The organism is Paraburkholderia sediminicola (assembly GCF_046026895.1).
Taxonomy (GTDB): Bacteria; Pseudomonadota; Gammaproteobacteria; order Burkholderiales; family Burkholderiaceae; genus Paraburkholderia; species Paraburkholderia sediminicola_C.
This window is the reverse complement of the sequence record NZ_JAQQEU010000034.1, coordinates 79,802-87,351: the sequence shown is the minus strand read 5'-3', so window position 1 is coordinate 87,351 and position 7,550 is coordinate 79,802. Positions and strand designations below refer to the sequence as shown.

At 59.0% G+C, this 7,550-nt stretch carries 8 protein-coding genes; 2 read left to right on the top strand and 6 right to left on the bottom strand.

The window, feature by feature from the left end; genetic code table 11:
* From tnpC to tnpA, 3 genes are all read right to left on the bottom strand, one after another.
* A partial coding sequence (tnpC, locus tag PQR02_RS23090; protein ID WP_408236321.1) for an IS66 family transposase occupies positions 1-1,345 on the bottom strand: 1,345 nt, incomplete at its 3' end.
* A 30-nt stretch (positions 1,346-1,375) separates the two neighbouring features.
* Entirely contained in the window at positions 1,376-1,729 is a 354-nt protein-coding gene (gene tnpB / locus PQR02_RS23085) for an IS66 family insertion sequence element accessory protein TnpB (protein ID WP_408236318.1), read from the bottom strand.
* The gene (tnpA, locus tag PQR02_RS23080; RefSeq protein WP_408236315.1) at positions 1,717-2,136 is read right to left on the bottom strand and encodes an IS66-like element accessory protein TnpA; all 420 of its coding nucleotides are present in this window, start codon (positions 2,134-2,136) and stop codon (positions 1,717-1,719) included. The genes tnpB and tnpA overlap by 13 nt, the downstream gene beginning before the upstream one ends.
* Before the next feature lie 45 nt (positions 2,137-2,181).
* Here tnpA and PQR02_RS23075 point away from each other — a divergent pair, with 45 nt between their 5' ends.
* Entirely contained in the window at positions 2,182-2,889 is a 708-nt protein-coding gene (locus PQR02_RS23075) for an MBL fold metallo-hydrolase (protein ID WP_494478098.1), read from the top strand.
* A gap of 249 nt (positions 2,890-3,138) precedes the next feature.
* On the opposite strand, the gene PQR02_RS23070 is transcribed toward PQR02_RS23075, so the two are convergent.
* Positions 3,139-3,417, bottom strand: a complete 279-nt coding sequence (locus PQR02_RS23070) for a DUF4148 domain-containing protein (protein WP_408236309.1) — start codon at positions 3,415-3,417, stop codon at positions 3,139-3,141.
* A gap of 315 nt (positions 3,418-3,732) precedes the next feature.
* Here PQR02_RS23070 and PQR02_RS23065 point away from each other — a divergent pair, with 315 nt between their 5' ends.
* Complete coding sequence (locus tag PQR02_RS23065; RefSeq protein ID WP_408236306.1) at positions 3,733-4,626, top strand: LysR family transcriptional regulator; 894 nt, start codon at positions 3,733-3,735, stop codon at positions 4,624-4,626.
* Between the two features lie 70 nt (positions 4,627-4,696).
* Here PQR02_RS23065 and PQR02_RS23060 read toward each other — a convergent pair whose 3' ends face one another.
* Both PQR02_RS23060 and PQR02_RS23055 read right to left on the bottom strand, forming a co-directional pair.
* Positions 4,697-5,212 (bottom strand): cyclophilin-like fold protein, encoded by a 516-nt coding sequence (locus PQR02_RS23060; RefSeq protein ID WP_408236303.1) that lies wholly within the window; start codon positions 5,210-5,212, stop codon positions 4,697-4,699.
* Between the two features lie 97 nt (positions 5,213-5,309).
* Positions 5,310-7,535 carry a xanthine dehydrogenase family protein molybdopterin-binding subunit gene (locus PQR02_RS23055; protein ID WP_408236300.1) on the bottom strand — a complete coding sequence of 742 codons (2,226 nt, stop codon included), beginning with the start codon at positions 7,533-7,535 and terminating at the stop codon, positions 5,310-5,312.
* Positions 7,536-7,550 lie beyond the last annotated feature (15 nt).

The following is a 7,550-nucleotide window of genomic DNA, read 5'->3' as shown; positions in this document are numbered from 1 at the left end:
CGAGCGCGACACAGCGCAGGGCGTTCTCGGCAAGCACGTTGCTGATCTCGACTCGACCGTCCTCGCAGTAGAACACGAGCGCCGCCCAGTGGTTCAGCGAGTAGTTGATTGCTTTTGCGAGCGCGGACTTTGTCGATAGCGTCGCGAGTTTCACCCTGATCGTCGCTTCGAGCTTCGAGAGCAACGGCTTGCTCTTTTCCTGCCTGAAGCGCAGACGCTCGTCAGGCGCCTTGCCGCGGATGTCGGCTTCGATGCTGTAGAGTTCGCCGATCATCTCGAGCAGTTGCTGGGTATCTGGAGTCGGTGTGCGCGCGTGAACATCGTAGATGTACCTCCTCGCGTGATCCCAGCATGCCGCTTCGTGGATCTCCCCGCTCGCATACAGTTGATCGAAACCGGCGTAAGCATCGGCCTGCAGGATGCCGCGGAATGCGACGAGCCGGGTCTGAGGATGGACGCCTTTGCGATTCGATGAGAAGTCGAACCATACCGCAGCCGGCTCAGTCGAGCCCGAGCGGCGATCGTTACGCACGTAGACCCAGAAGCGACCGGTCACCGTCTTTCCGTTGCCTGGCGCGAGCACCGCAACCGGTGTGTCGTCGACGTGTACCTTGCCCGGGACCAGCACGTAGCGCTGGATTGCTTCAACAAGCGGCCCGCAGAGCTCGGCGATCTGCCCGATCCAGCGGCCCATGCTGGCGCGATCCAGCGTCACGCCGTCGCGTGCCGCAATCTCCGATTGGCGGTACAGCGGTTGGTGATCGGCGAACTTCGATACCGCAATGTCGGCCAGCAGGCTCGGATGCGCGATGCTGTGCTCGATGGGCAGGCTGGGCATCGGGGGCTGTTCGATGTGGCCGCAGTCAGGACAGCACAGCTTGTGACGGATCGTGCGGATCACTTTAAACGCAGCCGCTACGCGCGCGAGCTGCTCGGAAACATCCTCGCCGAGTCGCTGCATCGTTGTCGCACACCTGGGGCACGCCGGATTCGGTGCAAGTTCGATTTCATCGCGTGGCAAGTGCTGCGGCAGCGGCTCTCGCGTGGGCGCTCGACCGGGCGGCGCCGTCGACGTCTTGTCTCGGTGCCCTCGCGTCTCGGCAGCGCCCTGACCGGCCGTCAGGTCTTCCAACTGCGCCTCGAGTTTATCGATCTGCCGGGCCAGTTTCTCGGACCTACTCCCGAAGTACATCCGCCTGAGCTTGTCGATCTGCGCCTTCAGGCGTTCGATTTCGTCGTCCCGTGCGGCGATCTCCCGCACCATGTTCTCGATCGACGCCTGCTGCTCGAGCACCAGAGCCTGGAGCTCCGCGACGGTGGTGGGAAGCGGCGCAGATTGGGACATGCGTCGCAGTTTACGAGCCTTCGATGTGGTTTACAACATCGACAGAGCAGCGGTGCGTTGCGGGTGTCGACAGTCGATGCCTTCGAGGAGCATCGATAGCTGTGCGCTCGTCAGATGGATCTTTCCACCGTCGGCCTGGGGCCAGATAAACCGGCCTCGCTCCAATCGTTTTGCGAGCAGCCAGAGCCCATCGTCGGTCGCCCAAAGCAGCTTCACGAGATCGCCGCGGCGGCCGCGGAAGATGAATACGTTGCCACCCAGCGGATTCTCTTCGAGCGCTGTCTGCACTTTCGCGGCCAGCCCCTGGAAGCCACAGCGCATATCTGTCACGCCGGCCACGAGCCAAACGCGCGTACCTGCCGGCAGCGCGATCACTTCAGGCATTCCTGCAGGAACGCTTCAGCGCGCTCGGCAGACAGGCCACGAATCCTCACACGCCGTTTGCCGATCTCCACCTCGATTTCGCACACGGGCGCCGGCATCGGTACGCCGCTCGGCGCTTGCGATGCCACTGCCGGCTCAGGCGGCCGCAGTACCAATGCCGAGTCGATCACGTCGACGCTCAGTAGCTTCGTGCTGGGCACGCTCGGCGCAGCTTCCAGTGCAGGTATGACCAGCTTGCCTTCACGGTATTGCTTGCGCCATGCGAACACCACATTGGCGTTGATGTCGTGCCGTCGCGCAACAATCGACACCGACATGCCGGGTTCCAATGTCTCCGTGATCACCTGCTGCTTGAATGCTTGCGCATACGTGCGATGGGGATGCGTACGGCCCGCTGCGTTCGACATGGATGACTGTCTCCGTCAAGCTGAACGCGCCCATCATGCGTCGAAATATTCAGCACTGGCAAACGGTGGTGCCGAGTCGCTTACACCGCTGGCGACATGCCGAATATCGATCTCCTTCTCATCAGCCACGACCACTACGATCACCTTGACTACCCGACTGTAATCGCTCTCAAGGACAAAGTCGGCCAGGTGATTACAGGTCTCGGTGTCGGCGCCGACTTTGAAGGGTGGGGATACCCCAGATCCAAAGTGCACGAAGCCGACTGGTTCGAGTCATTGCCAGTCGGCCCTGGACTCACGGTCAGTGTGATGCCGGCAAGACATTTTTCGGGGCACACCTTCGCTCGCGACAAAACCCTATGGGCGGCATATCTCCTCCCGACATCGCAGCGGAAGATCTTTCTCAGCGGGGATTCCGGCTACGGGCCGCACTTCGCCGATATTGGTCGAAAGTACGGCCCTCTCGATTGGGCCGCTCTCGACACCGGCCGGTACGATCCGCGTTGGGCCAACGTACATATGAATCCAGAGCAGGCGGCGCAGGCTGCGATGGACCTTCGCACGAAGGCACTCACGCCTAGTCATATTGGCCGCTTTTCGCTGGCCCCCCACGACTGGAATGACCCCTTCGTGCGCATTTCAAAAGCGAGTGTTAATCGAAGTTATTCCCTTTGGACGCCCATCATCGGCCGCCCGATCTACTTCGATGGGAGAACACAGAAGTTCGACGCATGGTGGGAGAAAGTGCGATAGGTCTAAATCGTCACATTCACCACGAATCGTAGAGAAGCTCTGCCGCGCCTGCCAGGGCAATAAACCGCTCCGGCGAATGAAATGAGTGGGCGGGATTTACGTAGGTCGACACGCGATCTCGCCAAGCGGATCGGCAGCTAAGGCAATGGAGCTATGGAACGCCCGCCCCATAGCTCCGCTTCCTGCAAATGCCACAAGGACGTGGTCATGTGCTGAGAGGTTGCGTCTATGCAGTTGTGAACGGGACAATCAATCGCAGTGACTGGCGCCATCGGCGTTGTTGACTGCGAGTTGAGGCTGAGTTCGTCCCGCTCTAGCCGTCATCACCCTGGCCGAAGCTGCACGGGCGTCGTCAACCCAGGTACGCGGATTTTGACGTGCGGGGTTGTACCCAGCTGCTTCGTAATCAGCCATGTCTTGACGGACCTGCTCTCGTGACAACGCTTGCGTCGAAGAGGTCTGCGCCGATGCAAACAGAGGAGCGGAAAGGCCGAATGCTATAACGAGAAGATTGAGGCGTCGATTCATGATCGCTACTCCAGAAAGATTGGTAATGGCATGCCCGCCCGCTTCGTTGAAAGCGAAAAATGGCACCCGGATCGATGTCTCGCACCAGATACTGCCTCTACACCGTGCATTTGTGTCGAAGGTCGCCGCGCACGGTTTGTGAGCAACCATCTCAATGCACATGCTAAAGGTTTGCGCCTATTGAATTAAGTAGCTGCGCTCAATTGGACTTATTAGTATCATTCATCAATTACCGTACCAGCGGAGCTTGTACCCTTGATGAACGCTATCGGTGGCGCGGGCCTTTGAACCGCTTTCAACGAAGGGTAACGTGAGATGCCTAGAGAGAACCTGAACGATATCCTTGTGTTTCTCGCCGTCGCGCGCGAGAAGAGCTTTACCCGCGCTGCCGCGAAACTCGGTGTCTCGCAATCAGCGTTGAGTCATTTCATCCGCGACCTCGAAGCCAGGCTCGGTTTGCGCCTTCTCACAAGGACAACCCGCAGCGTTTCGACAACAGAAGCGGGCGAGGAACTATTCCAGGCGGTAGCGCCTAAGATTGAAGAGATCGATGCCAGCCTTGCGGCCTTGTCCGACTTCAGGGACAAGCCCGCAGGCGTGATTCGCATCACTGCCACTGACCATCCCATCGACACCGTCATCTGGCCGAAGCTGCGCAAGCTCCTGCACGCGTATCCTGACATTAAAGTGGAGGTCACGGTCGACTATGGCCTCTCGAACATTGTCGAAGATCGTTATGACGTCGGGGTGCGTTTCGGGGACCAGGTCGCGAAAGACATGATCGCCGTCCGCATCAGTCCCGACATTCCGATGACAATTGTAGGAGCACCATCGTATCTCGCGAACAGGACGGTTCCAGACACCCCCGAGGACCTTCTTGATCACCAATGCATAAGCTTGCGTATGACGACGACGAAGGCACTCTACGCCTGGGAATTGAAGAAGGGAAAACGCGAAACACAGGCGCGCGTCAGTGGACAACTTACCGTCAACACGCAGCCGCAAATGATCAGAGGGGCGCTCGAAGGCTTCGGCCTGGCTTTTGTCCCGGAGGACGCGGTGCGCGACCATCTTCGCAAGGGTGAATTAGTCAGCGTACTCAAGGACTGGTGTCCGACATGGCCCGGCTACCACGTTTATTATCCGAGCCGGCGCCAGACTTCACGTGCGTTTTCCCTCGTGATCGACGCATTGAAGCACCGAACCTAGGCGGCTTCGCCAGTCCCTGCCGGGGATACTTCAGCTAAGCTCTTGATAGCCTAACGGGTCGCGCGTCTGCTCAGGGCGAGCGCTCGATCGAGATCTCGACTGCGCCGGGCAGATCGAAAGCATCGATTCCTGAATCGATGTGACCTATGTTGATGATGCCTGGAGACGGTATCCTTTCCCCGTCCTGGTGGTAATAGATCGCAATATCGTGGCCCGGTGACCAGTAACCGATATCGCCCACCTTATAGACGTCACTGCTCGGCCCCCCTGTCGAAATGCCCTTCGGCAGCGGCCCTGCTTTCTCCCGTCCGAACAAGTCACGCGTCGCGACGCGAATGGGCAGAAGAGCGGCGAACTCACGCGCGGTTGGATTGTCGGCCAGTGTCGCCTGAAGCTCTTTTCCTCCCACTTTGATTGTGATCTTCACTGAGGGATCGTTGTGGGCGGGAGTGATAGCGCTTTGGTTCGGCGCAGCAGCGGTGTTGGAAGCACCATTCAGCTCCCCTGCCGTTGCGCTCGGTCCTGCGAGAAAGAGGGATAGCATGATTAGAACAAGAACACCTCTAGACATTTTCCGATCGGACATTCTGGCTCCTGACCACATAGTGAACGAAGTCGCACTCATTGTTGACACCCGGTGAGCCCACGACAGGGCACCATTCAAAACACTGCCCGACCTGCGTTCACGCAACGCCCCGCAATTGACTCGAGACTTTCTCAAGCGTTATGGGAAGGTCTCGCACCCTGACACCAGTTGCGTGATGAACGGCATTGGCCACGGCTGCTGCCAACCCGGTCGTGCCAATCTCGCCAATGCCTCGGGCGCCGAATTCATTCAGACGCAGATCCGGATAGTCGAGCAGCAGAACATCGATCTCGGGTTGATCAGCATGCACCGGAACGACATACTCCGCGTAGTTATTGTTCGCAGGCAGGCCGGAGCGTGCGTCGTATTCGGTTGCCTCGAACAGGGCCATGCCGATACCCATCACAACTGCACCCTCGACCTGATTGCGCGCCGTCAGCGGGTTGATCACGCGACCCACGTCGATTGCACTCACTACACGGGCGATTCGTAGATGCGAAATGCCGGGATCCCAGCGAACTTCGACGAAATGTGCTCCGAATGAGCGGAAGGAGAACTTGTCGGTCGGCGTGCCACTGGTGTGCGCATAACCCTCGGCGTCTGAAAGACGTTGACCTTTCAACACCGACGCGAAGTCGACCCTGCGACTGCCGTCGGTGAGACTTCCTTCCTCGAACTTCAGACTCTCTTTTTTCACGCCGGCGAAAGGCCCCGAGGGTGAAGTTGCGTAGTCCTTCAACTGATCGAGTGCCTGGCGCGTCGCCTCTGAGATCGCAGGTAGAAGGCTCGCGGTGACCCACGATCCGCCGGACAATGGAGCCGAGGGATACGTCGTGTCGCCGAGCGTCACCTGAATCTTTTCCAGCGGAAGCCCCGTCCCGCTGGCCACTACCTGGGCAGCAATAGTGTACGTTCCGGTTCCAATGTCCTGGACGGCACACGTTACAGCCGCCGTCCCGTCGCTGCGCAACTGTACCCGAGCCTCGGCCGGTGTTCGAAACGCATCCCAGCTGCAGGCTGCCACGCCGTAGCCTACATTTTCGTTGCCCTCGCGCATCGAACCGGGCTGCGGCGAACGGTTCTTCCATCCAAACTTCCCTGCGCCTTGCATAATGGCTTCCCGAAGATGATTGCTCGACCAGGGAAGGTTCTTGCTTTCATCGATCGTCGAAATGTTCTGCAATCGGAAAGCCACCGGGTCCATACCAACATCTAGCGCAAGTTCGTCCATCGCCGACTCCAGCGCAAACAGCCCCGGTGCCGCACCCGGTGCACGCATGGAAGTGGGCGAGCCGCGATTGACCTTGGTCATCTTGTGGCTGACATGCACATTTGCGCACGAATAGAGGCTCTGCGACACGACGGCGCATGTTTCCGTGTAGTCGTCCGTGAACGAAGTCGTGTTGATCGCCTCATGACGGAGCGACGTCAGCTTCCCTTGTTCATCACACGACAACCGCATGTGTTGAAGCGTTTCGGGCCGATGACCCGTTGTCGTGAACATCTGTGCGCGCGGAACGACGAGCTTGACGGGTCGTCCGACTACACGTGCCGCAGCGCTTGCAGCGACGGAATGCGGCCAGATAAACAACTTGCTACCGAATCCCGAACCGATGAATGGTGCCTCGACCGTAACCCGATCGGGTGTAAGCCCGAAAATGCGCGCAAGCGAGTTTCTGTGTACCACCACGCCTTGCGTTGCTTCGTAGACGTGGAGACGGCCGGCCTGCCAGCTCGCGACCGTCGCATGCATTTCCATGGGATTGTGCGTTTCCACCGGCGTGCGATATGCGAAATCGATCTTATGAGGTGCACTATTGAATGCGCTTGCGGCATCACCCCGGGTGTGACCGTTAGTGCCGTCTTTCAATCCGGAAATCTTGACGCCTTCGTCCAGATTCGTGACCAGCCGGCTCTTGCCGTATGTCACTTTCACCCGACTGGCGGCTTCTCGCGCATGCTCAAAAGTGTCTGCCACGACGAGCGCGACGAACTGGCCCGCGTAATTGACTGTCGCAACCTCGAACGGTAGACGGTTCTCGTCAGTCCGTGACGCCGTCAGGATAGTGGGCAGAGTGAGGTTTATAGGCGTACGGTAAAGCCGAGGAAAGTTCTCATGATCGAGTATCGTGATGACACCAGGCACGCGTTTCGCCGCCGTAGTATCGATACGCAGCACGCGCCCGCTCGCAACTGTGCTGAAAACGCCATAGGCATGCACAAGGCCGGGCGGGTTCTGGTCAGCGGTGTATTTCGCTACGCCCGTCACCTTAAGACGGCCGTCGACCCGTTTTACCGCCTTTCCTATCACTTGATCGCTCATTGATTTCTCTCCGTG